Below are 24,366 nucleotides of genomic sequence, written 5' to 3'. Positions count from 1 at the left end.
TATCCCCCCTTTTTAACTTGTTACATATATTTCGATTTTTTCTTCTTGAGATACAACGCTATCATAACCGAAACAAACAGGAGCCCCGTTATACGGATCAATCATGACACGTGCATCAATATGAAATACTTCTTTTAATACTTCATTTGTAATGATTTCTTCTGGGCTACCAGTTGTAACAATTTCTCCTTCCTTCATTGCAATAATTTCATCTGAAAATCTTGCTGCATGGTTGATATCATGTAATACCATAACAACCGTACAATTATGTTCTTTATTTAACTTCTCCACAATTTGTAATACATCTAATTGATGAGACATATCAAGGTATGTAGTTGGCTCATCTAATAGCAACACTTCTGTCTCTTGTGCTAATGCCATCGCTAGCCATACCTTTTGTCTTTGACCACCTGATAAATTTGCAATTTGTCTCGTTCGAAATTCAGAAGTTTTCGTTATATTTAATGCCCAATCAATCATTTCTTTATCTTTTGTCATTAACTTATTTACGTTATTTCGATGTGGATAGCGTCCATAAGAAATTAATTCTTCCACTTTAAGTTCACCTGGTGCAATTGGAGTTTGCGGGAGTAAAGCTAACTGCTTCGCAATTTCTTTCGTTGAAATTGTATGTAAATCTTGCCCTTGCAAATATACTTTTCCGCTTTTTTGTTTTAAAATTCTTCCCATTGTTTTTAACAATGTCGATTTACCGCAACCGTTTGGACCTATAATTGTCGTTACTTTTCCTTCTTGTATTTCCACATTTAAATCGCGAAACACTGTAAGCTTTTCATAACTTGTTTCTAAATTTTTTGCACTTAAAATACTCACTTTTATTCCTCCTCTTACGCTTTCGCCTTATAAAGTAAATATAAGAAATACGGTACACCGACAATAGAAATAACGATTCCAACTGGTAACTCTACAGGTGTGAAAACTGTTTTTGCAATAAAGTCTGAGGCAATTACAAGAAACATTCCGATTACGCCGCACGTAGGAATTATATACTTATGTTGAATACCAACAAGTCTTTTCGCTATATGCGGTGCCATTAAGCCAATAAAACCGATACTCCCTGAAACAGCAACACATGCACTCACAAGCCCGATACTGCTTAATAATAAAATCGATTTCTCTCTTTCTACTGAAACACCTAAACTTGTAATACTCGTTTCTTCCAATTGGAATAAATCTAATAAATAAGCTTTCTTTTGTATAAGTGGAATTAAGATAATAAGCCATGGTAACATAGCCACAATATACTTCCAGTTCGCACTATATATGCTTCCAGACACCCACACTGCAGCCATCTCGAAATCAGTTGACTTCATTTTGAGTGATAAGTACATAGAAAAAGCTCCAAATCCCGATCCAATTGCAATCCCTGTTAATAAAAGTCGCTGCGAATCTAATTTACCGTTTTTCCAAGAAAACAGATAAATGATGATAGCTGCACCTAATCCACCTACTAAACCAAACATTGGCATCATCATAATAGAAACCCAGTCTGTGCTTTTTAATTGTCCTTGAAAGAAAAACATAAAAATGACAATCGCTGTTCCCGCTCCGGCATTTACTCCTAAAATACCTGGGTCCGCCAATCCATTTCTCGTAATCCCTTGAATAACAGCACCTGCAACACCAAGGCCTAATCCTACTAATCCAGCAATTACGATACGCGGAAGACGAAACTCAAAAATAACTAAATCATGTTCTGGTACTGGATCAATTCTAAAAAGTGTTTTAAATACATCTGTAATCGTAATGTCGAACGTACCATTTGTTAAACTAATATAGATAGCACATAGTATTAAAAATATAATAATCCCCATCGTCATTCCGAAACGTTGACTTGAACTTTTAAGCATGTCTCTCTCCTCCTCTAGTACGGATTAAATAAAGGAAGAAAGGAATTCCAATTAAGGAGGTAACGACTCCAATAGGTGTTTCAAATGGATAGTTTACAAATCTACTCAAAACGTCACATAACGCTAAGAAAACGCCACCAATAACACCTGCACATGGCAAAATCCACTTATAATCTACCCCAATTATAAAGCGGGTAATGTGCGGAATAATTAAACCTACAAAACCAACTTTCCCCACTAAAGCAACTGCTGTTCCTGTTAAAAAAATTACCGATAAAATTGCCATCGCTTTAACTAGTTTTGTACGCTGTCCTAAATTAATAGAAACCTCTTCGCCTAATGAAAGAATGGTAATAGATTTTGATATTAACAATGCTAAAATTATTCCAATTATCCCAAACGGTATCGTGATTTTAATTATATTAGGATCTACTTGATCTAACTTTGCATTAAACCAAAAACTAACATTTTGAGAAATTTGGAAATACGAAGCCATTGCAGCCGATACACTGCTTAAAAATGTTCCAATAACTGTTCCTATAATTGCTAACCTAACTGGTGATAAGCCATTTTGAAGGAGCGAACCAAAACCAAACACGATACCGGCTCCGAGTGCAGAACCAATCATTGAACATATAACCATACCAATTGATGACATTCCTGGAAGAAAAATTATACAAAGTGTAATAACAAAGGCAGCACCATCCGTCACACCCATAATAGAAGGGGATGCAAGATAGTTTCTTGTCATCCCCTGCATAAGTGCTCCTGATATGGCTAGAAATGCTCCGACTAAAAGAGCTGCAACTACCCTTGGTAAACGTGAAGTAATAATAATATTATGATTTACATCACTTGAATCAAAATGAAATAATGCGTTCCACACTGTTTCAGCATCAATACTTTTCGCCCCATACAAAATCGAAAGTATAACTGTAAATAAGATGAGTATGGGTGCTATACATAATATAGTTACTGGTACTGCATTTGTTTTCTGCATATCATTCAACGCACCTTACTTATTGTATTATTTAGATAAATTTTTCACTGCTTCTTTTAAGAAGGCAGTTTTACTCCAAGCAGTACCACCTTGCGCCATTGGATCTACAACGTTTACAAATACTTTCTTTTCCTTCGCAGCATTCATACTTTGCCAAATTGGATTACTTTCAATTTCTTCTAACACTTTTGGATTTTTATTTTCACTTGCCTCATATTGTAAGAAAATATAATCTGGGTTAAGTTCAGCAAGTTTTTCAAATGAAATTTTCTCTTGTGCTTTTACAGTTTTCAATTGTTCTGGAGCAGTTAGTCCAAGATCTTTATAAATTACAGGGTTGAAGTATACTCCTTCTGGATATAGGAATAATTCGTTTGCTCTTAGTCTAATGACAAGTACTTTTTTATCTTTTAACTTATCTCCTAGTTTTGCTTTTGCTTTTTCAGCGTCTGAATTGTAGTCTTTAATAATTTTTTCTGCTTTATCTTTTTTACCAGTTAATTCTCCCATTAACTTTAAGTTATCTTCCCAATTTGTTGAAACGTGTGATACCGGGAATGTAGGAGCTACTTTCGTAAACTTTTCAGCTGTTTCTGCTGGGAATTTCGTACTTGATGTAATCACATCTGGTTTTAATTGTAGTAATGTTTCGAAATTGGGTTGCATTTTCTCACCAACAGATTTCGCACCTTCTAACTCTTTTTCCAGGTATTTTGGTAGTTTACCACCTACAGTAATGGCACCAACTGGTTTAATTCCAAGTACTGCCGCATCTTCCATTGACTCTAAACTAGCTGTCGCAATTTTATCTACTTTTGCTGGCACTGTATATTCTTTACCTAAATATGTAATTTTTCGTTTTTCATCTTTTTTCGTTTCCGTAGCTTTTGTCTGTTGTTTTTGCTCGCCTGAAGTTTTATCCGCACTATTACATGCCGCTAAACCTACACTTAAAACGGTAACCATCCCTAAAGTAAATAATTTCTTGTTCATCTTTATATGTCTCCTCTCAAATTTTCAAACTATATTCTCAATAGAATTTAACTATATGAATCTTATTCCATATATATATTTCATTAGATTAATAATTTTATCCAGAACTCATTCACGTTCACTTCCCCTAGACTATAATTCTTTTACGTCTTCATCACTTGATAATCATTTTCACTGATAATGATTATCGTTACTAAGTATATATTTAATATGAAATTATTTCAAGAATGATTTGAAAAATTTTAACAAACTGAATTAAAAAAAGAAGTATCTCCCTAATATTAGGGAGATACTTCTTTTTTTAGAAATTTATATGTAATTCAACTGGACAATGGTCTGATCCCATCACTTCACTATTAATTTTCGCTTCTGTTATCTGGTCTTTCATTCTTTCCGAAACAACAAAATAATCTAAACGCCATCCGATATTTTCACCTTTGTAATCTTGCTCTTACATTTATGAATACATACATACGCACTTTATTCAGGTTATACTAATTTCAGAGGTGATGTTCTTTGCACAATGAAGGAGTTACATTAACAAATGAGTATTGGCAAGCAATTATTCATAATGATTCTTCCTATGATAGCAAATTCTTTTATGCTGTGAAATCAACTGGAATTTTTTGCAGGCCATCATGCAAATCAAGAATACCGAATAGAAACAATGTACGAATTTTTCATCATGCAGAGCAAGCATTAAGCGAAAACTTTCGCCCGTGCAAACGTTGTAAGCCAAATGGGATCACTTTACCTAATGAAGAGTGGGTAGAACAAATTAAAGACTATATCGAAAAGCATTATGACGAATCCTTAACTCTCGACATGCTTGCGGAAATGTGTCACGGTAGCCCTTTTCATTTACAGCGTACTTTCAAAAGAATAATAGGGCTAACTCCTATAGAATATATACAACAATTCAGGGTTCTTAAAGCAACCAAATACCTTTTACACACAAATCAATCTATTAAAGAAATTAGTACTGCTGTCGGGATAGAAAACCCAGAGTATTTCGCAACTTTATTTAAAAAGAAAACCGGATTTACTCCTACTGAATATCGAAAAAAGAACAAAATGAAAGAGGGATACGATAATGAATTCCTACAAAAATAATTATATATATTGGACGCTACTTACACATAAAAATTGGCGATTTCATATTGCTGCAACTGAAAATGGACTATGTTTCATTGGATCACAAGACGAAAACTTTGAAGAATTAAATATATGGGCTAGAAAAAAACTGCCCCAACATATATTGATTCATAGTCCAGATTACTTGCAAATATATACGCAAGAAGTTATCGAGTATTTAGAAAACAAGCGAGAAACTTTTACATTTCCTATCGATGCTTATGGAACTAATTTTCAATTATCTGTTTGGAATACGGTACGTGAAATTCCTTATGGAAAGACATATTCTTATACAGAAATTGCTGAAAAAATTCAAAAACCTAAAGCTGTGCGCGCCGTTGCTTCTGCTATTGCTGCTAACCCTCTCCTTATTACTATTCCTTGTCACCGTGTTATTGGGAAGAATGGGAAACTAACCGGATTTAGGGGTGGATTAGAAATGAAGAAAAAATTGCTTACATTAGAAAAGTTACAGGTGGAATTCATATGACAGCAGAATATAATAGCGCATTATCTATAGCAGTTCCAAAAGAATTTTGTTTCCAAGAAAATTTACGTTATCTATCACGTTCTAACAATGAATGTATGTTTCATATTGAAGATAACAAAATTTATAAAGTTATCCCTGTTCAAGATGTAAATCCTTTAGTTGAAATTAGTGTGAATACAGATGGCAATATTCAAATACGTTGTTTAGAAGAATCATATACATCTGAAAAATCGATACGTGAAGCTGTAGCTAACTATGTAAAAGAATGGTTTGATTTAACTACTGATTTAGCTCCCTTTTATACATTAGCTAAACATGATTTACTCCTTCAAGGACCAATTGAACAATATTATGGCCTTCGTAATTTAGGTATTCCAGACTTATTTGAGGCACTTTCCTGGGGAATTATCGGTCAACAAATTAACTTAACATATGCTTATACGCTAAAAAGAAGATTAGTTGAGCAATTTGGCAGTTATGTAGAATGGGACGGTAGAAAGCATTGGATATTCCCATCACCTGAAACAATTGCAAATCTACATGTAGAAGATCTCCAACAATTAAAAATGACGACTAGAAAATGTGAATATTTAATCGGTATTGCGAAGCTTATTACAGAGAGAAAACTATCAAAAGAGGATTTACTGCAAACACAAGATGTAAAGGTTGCTGAGAAACAATTAACTGCTATCCATGGTATAGGGCCATGGACTGCCAACTATGTTTTAATGCGTTGTTTAAGATTTCCTTCAGCTTTTCCAATTGATGATGTTGGTCTGCATAATGCAATTAAATTTATAACAGGTTCCGAAAATAAACCGACTAAAAATGAAATAAAAGGTTTCGCGGCAAACTGGGCTAATTGGGAGTCTTATGCGATTTTTTATTTGTGGCGAGTACTATATTAAAAAAACCAAGTAGCACATTCGTACTACTTGGTTCTTTTTTAAGCTTGCTCCTCAAAACGTCTTGCAATTTCCACAATAACTTGAACGGCTTTTTCCATAGTATCTACCGAAACATATTCAAATTTACCATGATAGTTTTCACCACCAGTGAAAATATTCGGCGTCGGTAATCCCATATATGATAATTGTGATCCATCTGTGCCTCCGCGAATCGGATGAATATTTGGTTCAATGTCTAAACTTTTCATTGCTTCATATGCAATATCAACAATTTCTCTTACCGGTTCAATTTTTTCAAGCATGTTATAGTATTGATCATTCATTTCTAAAACGACTGCATCTTCGCCATACTTTTCTTGCATAGTCTTCACAATATTTTTAACGTTATTTTTACGCGCCTCAAAATTTTCACGATCAAAGTCTCGAATAATATAATACGCTTTACTTTGCTCAACATCACCATTTAAAGAAAGTAAATGATAGAATCCTTCATAGCCTTCTGTATATTCTGGCGCCTCTTCTACTGGTAAATACCCGTTAAACTCCATAGCTAGTTTAGTAGCATTGCGCATTTTATTTTTCGCTGTTCCAGGATGTGTATTCGTTCCGTTAAACGTTAACTTAGCACCTGCAGCATTAAAACTTTCATACTCTAAACCACCTAATGGACCTCCATCCATCGTATAAGCGAATGATGCACCAAACGCTTCTACATCAAAATGCGCTGGCCCACGACCAATTTCTTCATCCGGTGTAAATGCTACTCTTATTTTCCCGTGCTTAATTTGCGGATTATGTATTAAATGGTTCATTGCAACCATAATTTCTGTAAGACCAGCTTTATCATCTGCTCCTAGAAGTGTTGTACCATCAGTTGTAATAATGGTATGTCCTTTATATGATGGTAATTCCGGGAACTGCTCTGGTGTTAACACAACATTTAGCTCTTCATTTAACGTAATTGCATTACCATCAAAATTTTCATGAATTTGTGGTTTGACGTTTTTCCCTGTAAAGTCTGTTGCTGTATCTAAATGGGCTAAAAATCCAATTACAGGAACATCCTTGTCCGTATTAGCTGGAAGTGTTGCCATTACATAACCATTATCATCCATCGTTACTTCTGTTAAACCAATTTCTTTTAGCTCTTCCACTAATAACTTACCAAACTCAATTTGTCCTGGTGTTGTTGGTACTGTATGGCTTTCTTCATTTGATTGCGTATCAATTTTTACATATCTCGTAAATCTTTCAATAAGTTCTTGTTTCAAGTTCATTCACTCCCTTTTATGTTTCTCCCTCCATTATAATCCTTAAAACGAAATATTTTAACTTTTTTGAATGTGAAGATGTATATTTCATTTACATTGTTAACACTTTTACATATTTTACATAACAAAAAGAAAATTAGTGAACATATTTAAAGTACAGCTTAATACAAATAAATTCACCCTATTTACGACTCTCATCGCAAATAGGGTGTTTCTGTTTTTATCTCGCAATTTAAGAATATATACTACTCATTTACAATAAAAGTATATACATCATCATAAATACAGCCATTTACTTTAATCACATACTTCCCAGGTTTATTAAAACTAATTGTGTATTTATTTAACTGAATTGCTTCTTTATCTCCAGAAAGAATATCAATACTTCTGCCACTTAATACATACAATTCATTTAGATTCATCGTTACATCAATTATATTGAAATTTTCTACTTTCACTTGCTGTGCTTCCGCAACGCTTACACTTGGTTCTAAAAACAGTAGTCCACTTAATCCAATCGTCCCCGCTAAAGCAACTCCCGCAAACTTTTTAATCTGTTTCATTACAATGACCTCCTTATAGATTTTGTGTAAAGGTGATGTCCTCCCCTACACCACAAAGCCTATATGTAATGAAATGAAAAGTAAACGGGGACTGTAAGACAAAATTCTACATCTTTTTCTCCTATTGAATATAAATCCAACGTTTGGAGTTTTGACACATTTAAAATTGTTTCCCTAAACCAATTTCTCCATAATTTATTCAAAGACTGAATAATTACTTATTTATTTAACATTCTAAAAATAGTTGATAAAGATGCTTTCTATTCAAAAAAAAAAGACTTTGCTATAAAAGTAACTTTTACAACAAAATCCATGCAACTAATTTTATTCCTCTTTCCATAATCTCTCTACATTCATTAATTGTTCTTCTTTAAACTCCATCTTATATATATCCGGTTTTGACGTATTCATTAAAAATTCAAAACCATATTGTTTATCAAAATAGTTTATCATTAATGTCATGACAAGCCCATGTGTACCAATTACAATTTTGCATCCTTGAAAATCCATTAAGATTTCTTTTAATACTTTCACTACTCTTCTCTGGCAATCTGCATATGACTCTCCTTCCGTTCGTGCAAAGTCCGGATTAGAGAACATCTTCTGTACAAGTGGATACACCTCTTTGTCTGATATAACCTGATCCTCACTTGAAAACATACACTCTTTAAGATTTTCATATACTACTATTTCTTTTTCATGGAAATTAGCTGACTCCTCTATCGTTAGCACAGCCCGATTATAAGGACTTGAAATAAAAGTATCAATCCTCTCCGCTTTTAATATGTCAGTTACTCTACGGGCATCCATATGTCCCCTCTCAGTTAACCCGCGCATTCTTTCATTTCCTTCTAGTTTTGGTGATTCACCATGTCTAACCATATAAATATATGTGCTCATAATTTCTCCTTAAAATTTTTTATAAAGTGAAACTTTAATTAGTCCTCACTAATCGGGCTTTTACAGGCAGCCCGCCCCCACCTAATTTCTTTGCTTCCGCTAAATTTTGAGGTGGGGGTCTTACTGCCCGGCAAATAGCGAGATAAGTTAATAAATCACGTTCATTTATCCCATTTCAACACTTAGGCGTAATACTAAAATACTTTATAAACTGTGCTGATTTGTTCGTCTAATCCATTCTCCTACTAAACTCTCAAATAATTCAGGCTGCTCAATTTGCAAATTATGCCCTGCCATATCTAACACTGCTAATGTTGCCCTTGGATATTCTTCAATAATTTCTATAATATTTTGATAACCTACTGATATATCTTGTCTTCCAGTCAGTAAAAGAACGGGATTTTCATATTTTTTACGCTGAAAATCCATAGTAAGAGAGTAATTCTTTTGCAACCTTTCAATAAATTCATCATTAGCAACATCTAACCCAGGCTTAATTTCTTCTTTAAATCGCTTATATGTATATTCATTTGCTATTACAGCTAACTCACAAAATTCCTCTCTTTCTGTGGAAGTGAGCGTATTTAAAAATTCCTCATCTTGTACAATTACCTGTTTATCTGGAAGAATCCTTTTTTCTGGCTCCGCTACAACAACAGGACATACTAATAGTAATCCGCTAACTCTCTCAAACATCTTTGCAAGTATACCTTTGGCTAAATAGCCTCCATATGATTCTCCTACCAATAAAAATTTTTCAGTAGAAATGATTTCCTCAATAAATGTGATAAGCACTTCTACTATACGATCTGAACTATTTATCCAATTTGGAGCATTCGATTTTCCCATACCAGGTAAATCAATATATATTCGCTTATAACCTTCATACTTCTGAAATACTGATTCCATACATTTCATCATTAACCTATGGTCAGGGGAGCAGCCATGTATGATAATGACTGGTTTACCCTCTCCCACAATTTCATAGTATATTTCTGCATCTTTAATTCGATATATCATAAAAAAGCCTCCCTATTTAGTGGCAATACTATTCCACTCTGTAAGAATACACGTTCTTATTTTATATCCTTTCTCAACATTTTCACAAATGTTAATTTTCAGATTAAAAATAAAAATCTCACCAAAAAAAGATACACATCATTTTATATGCAATTTTGCATCTCCACTTACAAATCACTAAAAAAACTTTACAATTCAAAGGATGACTAAATATACAATTTCTATTTAAAGTCTTGATACAGTCTATACTATCAACCGCAATATTTTTTCAACCTTAAGAATACTTACACTCTTTAACACTTTCTTATAAACATGATTTTTATAAGGAAATCTGATACAATTCTTAAATAATATTATTATGTATAGATATAACGAACATAGTGCATAATTAAAGAAGGTGATTTCATTGAAATTAAATAAAAATTTACAATTATGTATATTAATCGGAACATTGATATGCTATTCAATCTATTTTATGTTTTTCTATCTGTTCCCTACTCATTTTTCAAATTCAGATGTACGCTTCGCTTCACTTGTCGTTGAAGCCATTACATTTGTATCACTGATTTACTCTATATATTCTAAGAAAGTCAGTTCAAATCCGTTTTGGATATGTATTACAATAGCAATTGGTAGTTTTTTATTAGGAAAAATAGTATATACATATCAAGATAGCTTCTTCGAAATTCCAATACATCGTTTTACGGTTTCTGATGTATTTTACATGTTTTTTCTATTTTTCTGTCTTATCGCTTTCTGCTATAAAATCTTAAAGGAATGCAATAAATGGGAAAAAGCGTTCTTTATTTGTGATATATGCATAGTGCTTACTTCCATATTCACATTAGAATGGTATTTATTTAATCAACCAAATTTAAATATATTCGCTCTTTCACTAGGAGATGTTTTCCTTTCATTTTTATACCCAATTGCAGATTTATTATTTCTACTGCTAGGTGTTAGTCTCTTTTTCCGTCCAACAATTTTTAATTCCAAACGGAAAATTTATATCTTTATTTTTGTATTAATAAGTTCTGCAACTTTTAACTATATTTATTTTTACTTAAATAACCACTTATCAACTGAAACTATAATATTATTACGTCTTTTATATAGAATACCTATATTACTTATTGCAATAGCTGGCTCTATTTCAGAAGATCATAATAGCCATAAAAATTATTTCCTTGTAAACCCTATAATAGGAAAAAAAGCTTTAGTTGTATTTCCCTATCTTGCTGTTGCAATACTAATCGGGTTTACATTAAAAGAACAAACATCCTCTTCAACTCTCATTACAGGAAATTGTATTACTTTTATTTTCGTACTCATTCGTCATTCTATCGTACGTATGCAAAACAATTCCTTAACAAAACGTTTGCAGGCATTTAATGCCCAACTAGAAGAAAAAGTTACTTTACGGACGTCTGATTTAGTTCATAAATCAGAGGCTCTTTCTCAAAAACAGCAAAAGTTTAAATCATTATATGAATATCATCCTGACCCTATCTTCACCATTGATTTAAATGGAATATTCTTAAATGTAAATAAGGCTGGGAGTGTACTACTTGGGGCACCAACGGATGAGTTACTAGGTGAAACTTGTTTTTCGATCATTTTAGATGAAGATAAGCATAAGCTAGCATTGGCATTAGAAAAAGTGAAACAACAAGAATCGGCATTCTTACAACTTAGTTCTCAATATAAAGATGGCTTTACTTATTTTTTATACGTTACAATCATTCCTATTATAATAGACGGACAAATTTCAGGAAGCTATATTATGGTGAAAGATATTACTGCACTAAAAAAACAGCAAGAAGAAATAAAATATTTAGCATTCCATGACACTGTAACGAAAATTGGGAACCGTGCCTTTTTCCATAAGAAATTAAAGAGAGTTATAAAAAATGCTAAAATAACAGAAAGCGAGTTTGCATTATTATATTTAGATTTAGATCGCTTTAAAGCAATTAACGATACACTTGGACATTCATCAGGAGATTACATATTAGAAGAAGTAGCAAAGCGATTCCAATCATGTCTTCCATCACATACTCATCTTTCAAGAATCGGTGGCGATGAATTTACAATCATAATTGAAAACTATACTGACGAAGATTACTTATTCCAATTATGTAACCAATTATTTGAATGCATGAAAAAGTCATTTATCATACATGAGCATAAATTAACTTTATCACTGAGTATCGGCATCGCTATTTATCCACATTCCGGAATCGATACCGCTACACTTCTGAAAAACGCTAATGTTGCAATGTATGATGCAAAAGCAAAAGAGCTTAACTCTGTCTCTATTTATGACGATGTAATCGCTAAAAAAATTGAAAGACGATTACGATTAGAAAAAGATTTACCAAACGCACTACAAAATGAAGAATTGTTCCTTTTGTATCAACCTCAAGTTGATAGTGAATCTAATAAAATTATCGGTGCAGAAGCTTTAATTAGGTGGAATCATCCTGAATTAGGTATTATTTCTCCATACGAGTTTATTCCGATTGCAGAAGAAACACTACAAATTATTTCAATAGGAAAATGGACATTAGAGCAGGCTTGCAAGCAAATGAAACGTTGGCACGCACTCGGATATTCACATTTAAAAATAGGTGTAAATTTATCTGCTAAAGAATTTGAACAAGAAGATTTTGTAAAATCTATTTCTTCTACTTTAACAAATACAGGTTTACCAGCAAGCTCTCTTGATCTTGAATTAACAGAGCGAATTGCAATGATGGATGAGCGAGAAACATTGATAAAACTGCGTACACTAAAAAGTTTAGGGATTCACATTTCTATCGACGATTTTGGTACAGGTTATTCTTCGCTAGCCTACTTACCTTTGTATCCAATTGATACGTTAAAAATCCCGAGAGAATTTATTACAATGTCTGAAACATGTGATGATGGAATGGAAATTATTAAAACGATCATCACATTAGCAAATACATTAGGAATGTCTGTCATTGCTGAAGGTGTAGAAACGAAAGAGCACGTAAATTTCCTTCAAAAAAATAAATGTCAGTTTATTCAAGGTTATTATTACAGTAAACCTATTCATATTCATGCATTTACTGAGCTATTAGAAAACGGCATTCACCGATAGTACATAACTAATTAGAATAAATAATAATGAATTTGAACAAATATAGTAAAAAGGAAAGAAGATACCTTCTTTCCTTTTGTTTTTCTATTTACATTTCTATTACTCCACCACTTCATTTATTATATCTATTATTTGATGAATTCCCTCATCATTTGTTTTCTTATATCCATTCATGTTTTGAATATATTTCTCCTTATTTGTATACAACTTATTTACTGCATGTATAAATGTATTCGTACTTACTCTGTCTTGGAGTATAACTTCCGCATATCCTTGCCGTGAAAAATATTCAGCATTTAAAACTTGATCTCCCCTGCTGGAACTGTTAGTTAACGGGATAAGCAACATCGGTTTCTTCAAAAATAACAATTCAGAAATAGCAGTAGAACCCGCTCTGGAAACTACAACACTTGCCATATTTAGTATATGCGGCAACTCGTCGCCTATATATTCAAATTGCATATACCCCTCCATGCCAATAGATGGGTCTACCTTCCCTTTACCACATATATGAATAATATTAAAGTTTAATAGTATTGTATCTAAACATTCCCTTACCATATCATTTATCCACTTAGCACCTTGACTCCCACCCATAATTAATAATACTGGTTTATCTTGCTGAAATTCACAATATCTTCTTCCTCGTAATACGTTACCCTTCTCAATTTCTTCCCTTACAATTGGTCCTACATAAACCTTCTTCTCATTACTTACATTTTCTCCTGTCTGAGGAAATGTTGTGCATAGCTTTGTAGCAAAAGGTAATGCTATTTTATTGGCAAGTCCTAATGTGCTATCTGGTTCACGTATAATTATAGGCACACGATTTAACCATGCTCCTATAGCTACAGGAACTGAAACAAATCCTCCTGCTGAAAAGATAACGTCAGGCTTTGTTTTCTTAATTAATTTATAACTTTGTAAACAACCTCGTATAATTTTAAAAGGATCTTTAAAATTTTCCCAATCCCAATATCTCCTAAGTTTGCCCGTTGAAACACTATTGTATTTAACATTTTGCACTAATGATTTTTCAATTCCATTTTTGGATCCAATATACTCGACTCTCCAGCCTTTCTCTATAAATTTAGGAATTAATACAATATTAATCATAACGTGTCCGGCTGTACCGCCCCCAGTAAAAAGAATCGTTTTGCTCATAACTTATACCCACCTTTATTATTAAAAATCTAGCTTTATATTTACCTTTTAAATGTAAATAAAATTATTATTTTTTATATAAATCTTTAACTCCACCTCTATATCTTGTAAAAGATCTTTAATGAGTTCATAAAAATCATTTCCATACTCACTACACTCGTATTGAGCAAAGATTTGAATCACATATCTAGTTTCCGTCTCTAATGCTGACTTTATTTGATTAACCCTTTTTTCTTCTACATACGCTTGATATTTATGTATTGCCTCATAAAGACGCAATACATGCGCTTCTTCATCTCTCCAATCCAACGCATCAACAATTGAAAGAAATAGCGTATTTTGATTATCTATTATTTCATAATCATTCATATATTTCTTACACCCTTTTTTGTTTTTCATTGCATGCAGATGTCACTACACTTCGCATACTCAAGTACATCTTTTAATGATTGATGAAATTCAATTTCTGGGATCCAACCTAACCTTTTTATTTCCTCTATTGCTAAACTCTCATTTGAGTCGCTCCCACTTTTCTCTGTTTCCTCTATAAAAAAATTTAGCTGTGTTAATTCTTTATATTGTTCTAGTACATTTAACAAAGATCGTTTTACTCCTGATCCGATATTATATTGTTTTCCATTTATTCCATCTCGTAATAACACATGATACGCTTTAATCGCATCACGTACATCTAGAAAATCTCTACTATCTTTCAAACTGTTTACTTCAATAATGGCTTTACTTCTACCTGATTCTATATCTATCATTTTCTTTGCGAGAATCGAACAAATGCCATTCGATTCCCCTGGACCAATTAAGTTTGAGGGCTTTGCAATGATAATATTTGAATCCATTAATCCTCCCCAAGCCTCTGCAATAATAACTTGCATCGTTTTACTTAAACTATATGGATTTGAAATTTTTATTTCGTTCATACTATCTGCTTGCAAAGCAGATCCTATAACTAATGTTCTACAATGCGAGGCTTCTTGCTTAATTGCTTCTAATAAATATAATGTTCCTATTACATTAACCTCTATATATTCAAGGGCAGCTGTCCAAGATTCTATAACCGAATTCCTTCCTGCTAAATGCAATACGTAGTCTGGCTTTATTTGTTTCATTACCTTCATTACTTCGCTCTTATTAGTTAAATTACAAGTAATACCATTTCTAATTTTTTCTCCATATGCACAATTTTGAAACATAGGAATTACATGAAAGCCCTGCTGTAAAAAATAGTGGCAAGCATGGCGTCCTGTGAAACCATTTGCACCAGTTATTAAAAGGCTCGCATTTTTTTTCATCGCAAAAACCCTCCTTTTAATAGCATTTGTTTCACCTCATGTTTTGCAAGTAAATCTTGTTGAGAACTAAAACTCTTCACATCCACTAGAGGATAGCTTGAATAATATTGTTGAAGTCCTTGTATAGGAATAGTCGGTAGTACCACAAAATAATTTTGATCAAAACTTATACTTGTTTTACTCTCTACCTCAGATAGAAGCATTTCACTTAATTTTTCACCCGGTCTTATCCCTACCTCTTTTACCTTAACATTTTCTTTTCCGGAATCTTCAATTAATACTTCTGCTAAATCTGTTATTTTACATGCCGGCATTTTCATAACAAAGATTTCCCCGCCTCTACCTTGAGATACGGCTTTAAATAACAACCCAACAGCATCTTCAACTGTTAAGAAAAATCTAGTCATATTCGCATCGGTAATCCCTACTTGTGAAGATTTTTTAATTTGTTGTTTAAAAAGTGGTACTACACTTCCACTCGTTCCTAAAACATTTCCACCACGAACACAAATGAATTTTGTTTTCTTCGTTTGTATATTCGCATGAACCATTAATTTTTCACCAATTGCTTTTGTCATCCCATACGTATTTGATGGATCAGCTGCTTTATCCGTTGAAACATATATAACTTTTTCAACTTGCATCTGTATAGAGGCTTCAATTACATTTTGCGTACCATGTATATTGGTTTTTATAGCTTCATAAGGATAATACTCACATACTGGAACATGTTTTAAAGCTGCAAGATGGAACACATAATGTACACCTTGGCAAGCATAGACTAGTTGATCTTTATCACGAATATCTCCAATAATAAATTTTAACCTATCATCATTTATAAACTGTTGCTGCATTTCAAACTGAACCGTTTCATTTCTTGAAAAAATTCTAATTTCTTTCGGTGATTTTTCTAATAGTTGTTTTATAAGTTCATGCCCCCACGAACCTGTACCACCAGTAATTAAAATTATTTTATTTAACATTCTTCTTCCTCCTACGAAACATCTCAATTTAAATAATATTTATTGAATTATTTTCAATTGATTCAAATCATAATCGTCGTTTGTTACATTTAATTGACAAAATAAAAAAACAGAAACTATTAAACGTAGTTTCTGTTTTTCATTTCATCTCACAACAGTAAGATTTTTTATACCGTTTGCATGATAAATAAATTCCTTGTAAAAAAACACCGCTCATTTATTTCTTATACTCGTAATAAAATAAATAGAATGATTCATAGCCAATAATCATATTTAAATTTATGAAAAAGGGAGGTAACGGAATGGACCGAAGCAATTCAAATCATACATATAACGGACCTTCCAAAGCACTGCCTCTCTCCCTATTCGACGTAAAAAATGAATTGAAACAAAAAAGCAAACTTATTCCTTCTGACACCATGTATAAATTAACGAAAGAAGAACAACTCATCATCAACAAAATAAAAATACAAACAGAACAACTAAATAAAAATAATGTTACAAGAACACGCGCATACTACCAATTTTACATTCAATATCCAGAAATACATTGGGCACTGCTTGGGCATATGGTATCACGTAACGGCGGTTGGAATATGACTGATTTAAAGGGCGATTTATATACGAGAATTTTATCAGAGAAAGATCAATTCATATTTTTTTCTTTTTTAGAAAGAGGGAATTGGCTTATTTTCCAAGATGTATACCCTCAATTTTTACTTTACGAACAAAGTGTAAAGAGATCACAAAAGTTATTTCACCTTCTCCCTCACCTAAATGTTTCTACATTTATGGAAACGATGTGGAACCATTTTTGGAAAACAGGTAACAAAAAAACTTTAGCAATTGCAACTATTATTAATGAACAAAACTACTTAGAAAAAAGAGTAATTCAAAATGTACAATTTAAAAAGACTGTACTAAATAGTATTGGATTTAAACTCTTTGATTTCTTTCAGTTTAATCATATCCTTTTCCCATTCTACGAAAATGATAAGAAACAAAAAGTATTACTATTTGGTGATACAATGAAACATTTCACTTCCTTACATGAACGGATATTAATTGGAAAAAGATTGTACTCATTATTATTTCGAGATACACATGTTTTATCTCAAATAATAAGCTGGGCTCAACACCATCCACATACAGGATCTAGGAAAGATTACTGGCCCCATTTATTTTCAAGTGTAAATGAATCTTTTTCCCGTGAGTTTTATAAGCGCCGAATTAAGAAATGCCAGTTACGAAATGGCGCTTATCGTATATACAGCCCTGCACTCATCTATGCATGGCGAGATATGAAGCATGAAGAAGTTGACAGTGAAGATTGGTTTACCGATTGGCAAGTTGTAAATTACTTAGTTGATAAGGAGGAAAATATAAATGGACAAATTACAGAAGACTACTGCAAAACACTCGAAAAAATTGAAATCGCCATTCTCGCAAAGAAAAATGTCCTCCTCCGAGAAGAAGAATGAGTTTCTAGCATTAGTAGTTACAATCTTTCTCTCTTCTATTATTGCAACTTGCTTAGATGCCTTTTTTGTTCATAAACAAATATATTCCTTTCCGGCTAGGCCCTTCTCATCCACATTTTCGGTTAATATAGCTTTTACATTGTTCGTACTGCCGATTTTAACAGTTATCTTTATACACATTTCAAAAAAATTATCTAAAGTTTCTAGAATTTCATTTATTATTTCAATCGGTATTTGTGCTAGCCTTTTTGAACAGATTGCTGAAAGTTTAGGTTTATTTGTACATAGTGCGAATTGGAACCATACATATTCTTTATTTGGTTATATAATTTTTCATTCTTTTATTTGGAACGTATATAATTGGATAAAAAAATAAAGAGACCATTATAGGTCTCTTCTTAAGCATACTCTTCCGTTATTACTAATGGTGTCAATGTTTGAAGGCTTTTAGAGCGTAAACGATAGGCAACGACTTTCTTCTTATATTGCTTAATGACATCAACATGTTCCTCATAGCTATATAGCGAAAATCTAATCTCTTTACTCCCTTTCTTCGTATCAATGACTATTGGTGTCCCTTCTCCGTGCGGCGGGAAATAATGTTTATCTAAAAACAACGCCTCATTAAATTCATGAATAACTTGTAGTTTCATTTCTCCCTCTATATTTTTTCCATCTATCGATATAGAAGTATTTTCCGCCTCAAGCTTTTGATGCAATTCAAATCTACTAATAATTGATTCTACAACAGAAGTGGGCATGCTAGAAACTAATACTTTAATAGCTCCAAAAACAAATAATGTAACTATAAACCATGTTGTCATTGTTATCATCTCCATTACATTTAAAAAATAAATTTCGTTCCATACGGTATTAGTATACTAATAAGTATTCCAGTTACAATCATCGTTACCGAACCGATAGTCGCTTCTTTCTCGCCTTCTTTCACTAAACGACTCACACCGATAATATGTGATGCACAGCCCATTCCAACTCCTTTTCCAATCGTACTTGTTATACGGAAAAACTTAAGTACTGTTGGTCCGATCATAGCACCTGTTATTCCTGCAACAACTACAAAACTAGAAGTCATAGATGGAATACCACCAATTTGATCCGCTATTGAAAGGGCAATTGGCATTGTCGCTACCTGTGGTAAAGTAGTTAATATAAGTTCCTTATCTATATTTAAAATTCCGCCAATCACTACATTCATGCTCGTTACAGCCACTATACCTATCACTACTCCGATTAGTATCGATGAAAAATTTTTCATCAGTATCTTTCGCTCTTTAAATAGAGGTATGGCCAATGCTACAATTGCAGGGCTCAATAAGCTTGAAAGAATGTTTCCCCCATTTTCCCTATACTCATGATGAGAAATACCAAAAATCAAAAATAAACAAATCATAATTGCCGTAACTGTTAACACTGGTAACGTAAATGCAAACGTAAATTTTTTATATAGCTTTGTCGCCAAGAAATAAATTGCTACAGTAATAATAATTAAGACCATTTGAATCGTGCACCTTGTCGATTTTATTTTTTTGATGTGACTAATAATTGACTTATATACCCTGAAACAATCAAAGTTACTACAGTACTTGCAACTACTAAAAGGAATATAATACTTCCCTTACTGAAAAGAAAAGACCCGTATTCCATGAGCCCTGTTGTCGAAGGGATTAAAAATAACGGTAAAAATACGATTAACTTTTCCGAACCTAACTCAAACCATTTTAACGGTAAAACGCGAGTGGAAAGGAGCAGGAACAGTATTAACATCCCTATTAAATTCCCCGGTATTGATAGATGGAATATTTCCTGAATCCACGTACCCACTAGGCTAAATACATATAGCACGCCTACTTGAAGTAAAAGCGTCACGTACTTCATTTCTTTCCCTCATTTCACTATCACACATCCATATTATGAAATCTCATTTAGCGTGTCGGCAAACCGTTTAATTCCAAGTTGAATTTGTTCTATATTCGCTCTACCAAACGTAAATCGTATATATTCATTTTTCGAACCTAAAACACTGCCCGGAACAAATGCGACACCATTCCGTATAGATTCACCTAATAAGTGATATTCATCAAACTTTCCTGTTACTTTACACCATACATGTATTCCACCCTCTGGCACGAAACATTCAACTCGTTCTCCCAATGTTCCTTCAAGCTCTGCAATTAATTCATCTCTTCTTTGCTTCAATTGTCCACGAAGTATCGTAATATGTGTATGGAAATCCTTTGATTCTAAAAATTGATTTGCTACCCACTGCGTAAATACACTATGGCCAAAATCAACTTGTTGCTTTGCATCTGCTAAACGCTCAATTACGCGTGTAGGACCAATTACCCATCCAATACGTAATCCTGATGCAACAATTTTTGATAGTGAACTTATATAAAGAACATTTCCATTTTGGTCCATTGATTTTAATGTTGGGTTCACTTCTCCATTAAAAGAAATTAAACTATACGGATCATCTTCTACAATTGGTATACCGAACTCAGAAGACAGTTCTAAAATTTTTTTACGTCTCGCTAATGAAAGCACAGTACCCGTCGGATTCTGATAATCTGGATTCAAAAACACCATACGAATGCGATGCTTTTTGTGCAAATCGATTAAGTCATCTGGATTCATTCCATGCTCATCAACAGGTAAATGAAATATGTTTAAACCGGCCGATTTAAACATTGGAAGCGAAAAACAATACGAAGGATCTTCAATCGCGATCGCATCGCCAGGTTTTAATAAACATTGAACGATAAGATTAAGCGCCTGTTGTGCTCCTGACGTAATAAGAATAGAGCTTGAATCTGCTTCAATTTGTTTATATTGCTGAACATGTGCTGCAATTGTTTTTCTCAACATCTCATTTCCAAGTGGATGGTCATAACCGAGGTTTTCCATAAATGTTTTCTCCGACAAAATTGTTCGAAATCTATCACTTGGAATTAATTCTGGTGACAGTTCACCACTTGCTAAATTAATTAAATCATCTTTTTGTGTTTCCGTTCGAATTTGTTGAACGAGTGGTACGTTAGGTAAGAACGATCCATCCTCCACGTACCTACCCCAGTTCGGTATTCGTTTATGTGAGACACCCCATATGTCTGTATTGACCCGTGTTCCGCTTCCCTTTTGCCGTTCTACTACTCCAAGTGATTTTAATTCTTCATACGCAGCTACTATTGTACTCCGGTTCACCTGTAATTCCTTTGCTAACATACGCTCAGAAGGTAACTTACTATCAGAAGGAAATTCGCCTGAAGAAATGCCTCTTTCAATATAATCTGCAATTTGTTTATATACAGGTGTCTTATCTGCACGATTTGGTTTCCATTCCATATAGTTCCCTCCTTTCAAAACGAACTATCCTCATTTTTTACTAACAGTATTCACCGTAAAAATAGTATTAATTAGTCACATTTTCTTATCCATAAATGGATATATCCAAAATGGTTCTCTTTCTGATTACTCAATAGCTTCTGAAATTCCAACTTCATACTCTCATTTCAGTTCTTTTACAAACTATTAAATCATTACCGCATACCATGTTACCCCAACTAGTAGAACAAAAAGAAGAAGAATATAGATTGCAGATAAGTTTTTCACATTTCTTTTTGTAGACTTACTGTAATTCTCCTCCACGTTTCTTGCAACTAGTACAGTCCCAAATAGTGATACAATTACAATAATAACGACTAGTGAAATTGCAAAACTCATTGTCTTTTCACCTCTCTAAGACCCATCTATTTTAATTAAAGAACTTACATAAAAACCTTCCTCTTTAAAACGTTGATAACATACTACCTTTCTTCTCTTATCATAATAGATGTTTGCAAAAAGCGGACCAACCACTTTCGTGTTTTTTTGCTCATCCACTTAAAAAATAAAAAGCAACTGATCACTTAGGACCAGTTGCTTTTTTCACACAATAATTTTTCATTTAAAATTAATTCGATTTAAAAGTTTCGCCTTTTCATAATGAAACATCGACTGAGATAACTCAAAAATTGTTCCATTTACAAGATACACTGTATTTTCAATAAGAAGCGCCGGATCACCTTCATTTAATTCTAAAAGCTGTGCATTTTCTTTATTTACTTTTTCACAACTAATAACTTTATCAGCAAAACCAATATTTAATCGTAAATCTTCAATGAAATAACTGTATACAGAGCTTAATGCTATTTCTTCGTTCAAATATGGAATAATATCCTTTTTGAAATAACTTACTTCAATAGAGAATGGTTTAGCATCTACAATTCTTAAGCGCTTCAAAAAATACAACCTAGTTCCAGCTTCGCATTGCATCTGCTTTGCTATCTCTTCGTCCGCATCTATTACTTCAAGCTCTAACACTTTCGTTTCAATATTTTGTGAAACAAGATTTTTCGTTAATCCACGTAAACTTCCTAAATTAATGTAATCTGTTACAGAAGTTTCGCGTAAAAACATGCCACTACCTTGCACTTGAAAAATATAACCTCTATTCACAAGCTGACTAATTACTTTACGTATCGTATTACGGCTTACTTCAAATAGATTCATCAACGCTTCTTCTGTAGGTAGTTTTTTCGTTTCATTAAAAAGCCCATCTCGAATGTTTTGCTCTAACACATCTGCAATTTGTTTATACTTTGCACTCATACACTTTCTCCTAAAATACTCTTTTATCTGTTATAACTCTTCCCCTCTCGTTTCGATCACACGTTTATACCAATGAAACGAAAGTTTCTTCTTACGTTTTAAGTTATCATTATGATCGACAAAAATAAAGCCATATTGCTTTTTATATCCATTTAACCAACTTAAAAGATCAATCACTGACCATGCATAATAACCTTTTAAGTTAATTCCCTCTTCAATTGCACGCTTCATTACTTTTAAATGCGCTTCAATAAATTTAATTCTCGGAACATCTACAATTTCTCCGTCAATGATCGGATCTTCATCACCAAGTCCATTTTCCGTTACATACATCTTTATGTCACCGTAACGCGTTTTCAACATATGCAATCCCTCTAAGAAACCTTCGGGAGATATTTCCCATCCCCATTTTGTATATGTTTTATCATCCATTTTAACTGTTCGATAAAAACCATCAAAAGAAGAGTTACCTGGAGCAAGCGTTGAGTTTTCTCGAGAATGTTCCTCACTCTTTATATCCATATCATATCTTTCTACTCGTATTGGTTGATAATAATTCAAGCCAATAAAATCATTTTCTTCTGCATTTTGTTTAATGATTTCTAATTCTTCAACCGTCCAATTAGGAGTCCATCCTTTTTCCTTTAATTGTTGTACAACATAAGACGGATACTCGCCTTTTAAAATTGGATCATAATACCAATACGTTTCATATTCATTCGCATGATTTGCTGCTTGTATATTTTCTTTTTGATCATCCACACTATAAGCTGGTAAGAAAACATGTGTAATCCCAATTTCACCATATTGTTTCAGCTGCTTGTACACCGCAACTGTTTTCGCGTGTGCATAAAATACATAATGAGTAGCTTGAAAATACTTTGGAACATCATTTTGTATTCCTGGTGGATGTGCACCTTTTAAATAACCTAATCCACAAAACATTACGGTCTCATTAAAAGTAATCCAATGCTTAACTCTGTCACCAAATGCCTTAAAACAAGTTTCTGCATATTTTACGAAAGCCTCTGCTGTTCTTTTATTCGTCCATCCACCATCTTTTTCTAACGGTAATGGTAAATCCCAATGATATAAAGTGACAAACGGCACAATCCCGTATTTTAAACATTCATCAATTAAGTTGTTATAAAATTCAATCCCTTTTTCATTTACCTTTCCATCTCCAGTCGGCAATATTCTCGCCCAAGAAATAGAAAAACGATACGATTCTAATCCCATCTCAGCCATTAAGCGAACATCTTCCTTATATCGATGATAATGATCAACAGCTACATCACCATTTGTTCCATTGTATGTTTTGCCAGGAATTTTTGAAAACTCGTCCCAATTCGTAACACCTTTTCCATCTTCATTCCATGCACCTTCTACTTGATAAGAAGCTGAAGCAGCTCCGAATAAAAAATCATGTGGAAACTTCATAGTATATACCTCCATTTCATTACAACAAATCAAATTCAATCATACA

General features: G+C 33.1%; 25 protein-coding genes and 1 pseudogene. 6 read left to right on the top strand and 20 right to left on the bottom strand.

Going from position 1 to position 24,366, the window contains the following annotated elements; translation table 11 throughout:
• Window positions 1-12 precede the first annotated feature (12 nt).
• The 5 genes and pseudogenes from AC22L0_RS18070 to AC22L0_RS18050 form a co-directional block, all read right to left on the bottom strand.
• Window positions 13-834 carry an ABC transporter ATP-binding protein gene (locus tag AC22L0_RS18070; protein ID WP_087967667.1) on the bottom strand — a complete coding sequence of 274 codons (822 nt, stop codon included), beginning with the start codon at window positions 832-834 and terminating at the stop codon, window positions 13-15.
• 14 nt (window positions 835-848) lie between these two features.
• On the bottom strand, window positions 849-1,871 hold the full coding sequence (locus tag AC22L0_RS18065) for a FecCD family ABC transporter permease (RefSeq protein WP_000920450.1): 1,023 nt from the start codon (window positions 1,869-1,871) through the stop codon (window positions 849-851).
• Window positions 1,864-2,871, bottom strand: coding sequence for a FecCD family ABC transporter permease (locus AC22L0_RS18060; RefSeq protein ID WP_001173051.1), 1,008 nt, complete (start codon window positions 2,869-2,871; stop codon window positions 1,864-1,866). The genes AC22L0_RS18065 and AC22L0_RS18060 overlap by 8 nt, the downstream gene beginning before the upstream one ends.
• A gap of 27 nt (window positions 2,872-2,898) precedes the next feature.
• On the bottom strand, window positions 2,899-3,864 hold the full coding sequence (locus AC22L0_RS18055) for an iron-hydroxamate ABC transporter substrate-binding protein (protein ID WP_001035506.1): 966 nt from the start codon (window positions 3,862-3,864) through the stop codon (window positions 2,899-2,901).
• A 301-nt stretch (window positions 3,865-4,165) separates the two neighbouring features.
• Window positions 4,166-4,303 (bottom strand): annotated as a pseudogene (locus tag AC22L0_RS18050) (exodeoxyribonuclease III); the annotation flags it as partial.
• Window positions 4,304-4,380: 77 nt separating this feature from the next.
• On the opposite strand from AC22L0_RS18050, the gene AC22L0_RS18045 reads away from it, so the two are divergent.
• The 3 genes from AC22L0_RS18045 to AC22L0_RS18035 are packed head-to-tail and all read left to right on the top strand — an operon-like array spanning window position 4,381 to window position 6,396.
• Window positions 4,381-4,977, top strand: coding sequence for a bifunctional transcriptional activator/DNA repair enzyme AdaA (locus tag AC22L0_RS18045; RefSeq protein ID WP_061655409.1), 597 nt, complete (start codon window positions 4,381-4,383; stop codon window positions 4,975-4,977).
• The gene (locus AC22L0_RS18040) at window positions 4,958-5,488 is read left to right on the top strand and encodes a methylated-DNA--[protein]-cysteine S-methyltransferase (protein WP_001089838.1); all 531 of its coding nucleotides are present in this window, start codon (window positions 4,958-4,960) and stop codon (window positions 5,486-5,488) included. The genes AC22L0_RS18045 and AC22L0_RS18040 overlap by 20 nt, the downstream gene beginning before the upstream one ends.
• On the top strand, window positions 5,485-6,396 hold the full coding sequence (locus tag AC22L0_RS18035; RefSeq protein ID WP_087967665.1) for a DNA-3-methyladenine glycosylase 2: 912 nt from the start codon (window positions 5,485-5,487) through the stop codon (window positions 6,394-6,396). The genes AC22L0_RS18040 and AC22L0_RS18035 overlap by 4 nt, the downstream gene beginning before the upstream one ends.
• Window positions 6,397-6,434: 38 nt before the next feature.
• On the opposite strand, the gene pepT is transcribed toward AC22L0_RS18035, so the two are convergent.
• From pepT to AC22L0_RS18015, 4 genes are all read right to left on the bottom strand, one after another.
• Complete coding sequence (pepT, locus tag AC22L0_RS18030) at window positions 6,435-7,667, bottom strand: peptidase T (protein ID WP_000807014.1); 1,233 nt, start codon at window positions 7,665-7,667, stop codon at window positions 6,435-6,437.
• Window positions 7,668-7,912: 245 nt separating this feature from the next.
• Window positions 7,913-8,230 (bottom strand): hypothetical protein, encoded by a 318-nt coding sequence (locus AC22L0_RS18025; protein ID WP_000809493.1) that lies wholly within the window; start codon window positions 8,228-8,230, stop codon window positions 7,913-7,915.
• A 324-nt stretch (window positions 8,231-8,554) separates the two neighbouring features.
• Window positions 8,555-9,130 carry a histidine phosphatase family protein gene (locus AC22L0_RS18020; RefSeq protein WP_000109183.1) on the bottom strand — a complete coding sequence of 192 codons (576 nt, stop codon included), beginning with the start codon at window positions 9,128-9,130 and terminating at the stop codon, window positions 8,555-8,557.
• Between the two features lie 204 nt (window positions 9,131-9,334).
• Entirely contained in the window at window positions 9,335-10,150 is an 816-nt protein-coding gene (locus AC22L0_RS18015; RefSeq protein WP_053513887.1) for an alpha/beta fold hydrolase, read from the bottom strand.
• Window positions 10,151-10,556: 406 nt separating this feature from the next.
• Between AC22L0_RS18015 and AC22L0_RS18010 the strand changes: the two genes are divergently transcribed.
• On the top strand, window positions 10,557-13,277 hold the full coding sequence (locus tag AC22L0_RS18010) for a putative bifunctional diguanylate cyclase/phosphodiesterase (RefSeq protein WP_000773555.1): 2,721 nt from the start codon (window positions 10,557-10,559) through the stop codon (window positions 13,275-13,277).
• Window positions 13,278-13,376: 99 nt separating this feature from the next.
• Here the strand turns inward: AC22L0_RS18010 and murG are convergent, their stop codons facing one another.
• Genes murG through AC22L0_RS17990 form a run of 4 tightly spaced genes read right to left on the bottom strand, consistent with a single transcriptional unit; the run spans window position 13,377 to window position 16,731 of the window.
• Entirely contained in the window at window positions 13,377-14,441 is a 1,065-nt protein-coding gene (murG, locus tag AC22L0_RS18005) for an undecaprenyldiphospho-muramoylpentapeptide beta-N-acetylglucosaminyltransferase (RefSeq protein WP_016111208.1), read from the bottom strand.
• A gap of 48 nt (window positions 14,442-14,489) precedes the next feature.
• Window positions 14,490-14,840 (bottom strand): DUF6572 domain-containing protein, encoded by a 351-nt coding sequence (locus AC22L0_RS18000; protein WP_002101267.1) that lies wholly within the window; start codon window positions 14,838-14,840, stop codon window positions 14,490-14,492.
• Window positions 14,837-15,748, bottom strand: coding sequence for an SDR family oxidoreductase (locus tag AC22L0_RS17995; RefSeq protein ID WP_087967660.1), 912 nt, complete (start codon window positions 15,746-15,748; stop codon window positions 14,837-14,839). The genes AC22L0_RS18000 and AC22L0_RS17995 overlap by 4 nt, the downstream gene beginning before the upstream one ends.
• Window positions 15,745-16,731 (bottom strand): UDP-N-acetylglucosamine 4,6-dehydratase family protein, encoded by a 987-nt coding sequence (locus AC22L0_RS17990; RefSeq protein ID WP_000932591.1) that lies wholly within the window; start codon window positions 16,729-16,731, stop codon window positions 15,745-15,747. The genes AC22L0_RS17995 and AC22L0_RS17990 overlap by 4 nt, the downstream gene beginning before the upstream one ends.
• Window positions 16,732-17,033: 302 nt before the next feature.
• Between AC22L0_RS17990 and AC22L0_RS17985 the strand changes: the two genes are divergently transcribed.
• Window positions 17,034-18,212: a DUF2515 domain-containing protein gene (locus tag AC22L0_RS17985; protein ID WP_000376162.1), complete on the top strand. Its 1,179-nt coding sequence runs from the start codon at window positions 17,034-17,036 to the stop codon at window positions 18,210-18,212.
• Window positions 18,187-18,588: a CBO0543 family protein gene (locus tag AC22L0_RS17980; protein WP_033667178.1), complete on the top strand. Its 402-nt coding sequence runs from the start codon at window positions 18,187-18,189 to the stop codon at window positions 18,586-18,588. Before AC22L0_RS17985 ends, AC22L0_RS17980 begins: the two co-directional genes overlap by 26 nt.
• Before the next feature lie 22 nt (window positions 18,589-18,610).
• Here the strand turns inward: AC22L0_RS17980 and AC22L0_RS17975 are convergent, their stop codons facing one another.
• The 7 genes from AC22L0_RS17975 to AC22L0_RS17945 all read right to left on the bottom strand — a co-directional run bounded on the left by AC22L0_RS17975 (window position 18,611) and on the right by AC22L0_RS17945 (window position 24,320).
• Complete coding sequence (locus tag AC22L0_RS17975) at window positions 18,611-19,036, bottom strand: YfmQ family protein (protein ID WP_000214645.1); 426 nt, start codon at window positions 19,034-19,036, stop codon at window positions 18,611-18,613.
• 20 nt (window positions 19,037-19,056) lie between these two features.
• Window positions 19,057-19,728, bottom strand: coding sequence for an LrgB family protein (locus tag AC22L0_RS17970; protein ID WP_000242946.1), 672 nt, complete (start codon window positions 19,726-19,728; stop codon window positions 19,057-19,059).
• A gap of 23 nt (window positions 19,729-19,751) precedes the next feature.
• Window positions 19,752-20,108: a CidA/LrgA family holin-like protein gene (locus AC22L0_RS17965; RefSeq protein ID WP_000878485.1), complete on the bottom strand. Its 357-nt coding sequence runs from the start codon at window positions 20,106-20,108 to the stop codon at window positions 19,752-19,754.
• A gap of 33 nt (window positions 20,109-20,141) precedes the next feature.
• Window positions 20,142-21,575, bottom strand: a complete 1,434-nt coding sequence (gene pdxR, locus AC22L0_RS17960) for a MocR-like pyridoxine biosynthesis transcription factor PdxR (RefSeq protein WP_000454966.1) — start codon at window positions 21,573-21,575, stop codon at window positions 20,142-20,144.
• Between the two features lie 186 nt (window positions 21,576-21,761).
• A complete protein-coding gene (locus AC22L0_RS17955) occupies window positions 21,762-21,953 on the bottom strand; it encodes a hypothetical protein (RefSeq protein WP_087967656.1) in 192 nt (63 codons plus the stop codon).
• 219 nt (window positions 21,954-22,172) lie between these two features.
• On the bottom strand, window positions 22,173-22,880 hold the full coding sequence (locus tag AC22L0_RS17950; RefSeq protein ID WP_087967654.1) for a GntR family transcriptional regulator: 708 nt from the start codon (window positions 22,878-22,880) through the stop codon (window positions 22,173-22,175).
• 30 nt (window positions 22,881-22,910) lie between these two features.
• On the bottom strand, window positions 22,911-24,320 hold the full coding sequence (locus AC22L0_RS17945) for a glycoside hydrolase family 1 protein (protein WP_084064022.1): 1,410 nt from the start codon (window positions 24,318-24,320) through the stop codon (window positions 22,911-22,913).
• Between the last annotated feature and the right edge of the window lie 46 nt (window positions 24,321-24,366).

This window comes from Bacillus sp. LQ01 (assembly GCF_057624735.1).
Note: the sequence above shows the minus strand (reverse complement) of the source record. Positions and strands in the feature narration are given on the sequence as shown.